Origin of the sequence: Tepidimonas sp. (assembly GCF_046292505.1) — a bacterium.
Classification (GTDB): domain Bacteria; phylum Pseudomonadota; class Gammaproteobacteria; order Burkholderiales; family Burkholderiaceae_C; genus Tepidimonas.
In genome coordinates, this window is record NZ_JBKBQX010000126.1 from 1 (window position 1) to 1,015 (window position 1,015).

General features: G+C 62.6%; 2 pseudogenes. One reads left to right on the plus strand and one right to left on the minus strand.

The features are described 5' to 3' along the window. Nucleotides 1-238 (plus strand): annotated as a pseudogene (locus ACK4TH_RS12190) (hypothetical protein); the annotation flags it as partial. Between the two features lie 269 nt (nucleotides 239-507). On the opposite strand, the pseudogene ACK4TH_RS12195 reads toward ACK4TH_RS12190, so the two are convergent. Beyond that, a pseudogene (locus tag ACK4TH_RS12195) lies at nucleotides 508-1,015 on the minus strand (phenylalanine 4-monooxygenase); the annotation flags it as partial.

A 1,015-nucleotide genomic window follows, 5' to 3' on the forward strand; every position in this document is an offset into this window, starting at 1 on the left:
GCACGCGCTGGCGCTGGCGCGCGAAGGTTATGCTCACTCTAAGCGCGACGCCGGCTTGTCCAGCTTTAGCGGTACCTTCTACGGCCAGACGAATAAAGGCTTCGGTGTCGGTCTTGCCTACCTGCTGTCCAAACGCACCACCGTTTACGCGGGCGTGTCGAGCGCCAAGGGTGAGACCGCCGGTACTGACGTGAGCAAGCGTCAGTTGTATGCAGTGGGCCTGAAGCACACGTTCTAATCGATCCTCGATTGAAAGTCGCAAAATTAAACCGCTGGCATCACCGCCGGCGGTTTTTTTGAGAATCTAGAGAGGGGGGCAGCTATAGCCGAAGGCCTTGCGCACTACCGAGCCGTTCTTGCCCACAGCCAGCGTATTGTCGTTGTTCTTGCGAGGGCGAGACTTGGCGTACCCGGCGCGCACCTGTTGCGCCGCTTCCAGCTTGAACGCCCGTGTGTACGGCGCACGCACCTGCTTGTCTTTTATCGCCGTTCTCCTTGTCGACATTTTCAACAAGGGCTAAGCGCTCCACTTCGCGGGGGCACAGGGTTAGATGCGCCGGTGGAGTGTTGGTCGTGCCACTTGCCGTCGCCGTAGGTTAGAACAACATCGCCGGGCAGCACCGCGTCGGCGGGTAGGGTGTCCAGCCCGCCCACCTGTTCGTACAGCGGCGCGAAGTCGATCTCGGCCAGGCGCAGCAGGTCGTCCAGACGGTCGAGCACAAAGTAGGTCTGCTGGAAGTCGTCGATGCGGTAGCGGGTGCGCATCACCCGCGCCAGATCGAAGCCCAGACGGTGGGGCGAGGGGGATTCCAGGCAAAAGCGGCTCTCGGACGCAGACGACACGATGCCTGCGCCGTAGATGCGCAGCGCGCCGCTTTCTCGCACCAGGCCAAACTCCACCGTGTACCAGTACACGCGGGCCAGCATGTCCAGCGCGCCCAGGCGTTGCGCGCGCAGGCCGCCGTGTCCGTAGGCTTGGATGAAGTCGGCCATGACCGGGTGCATGAGCATCGGC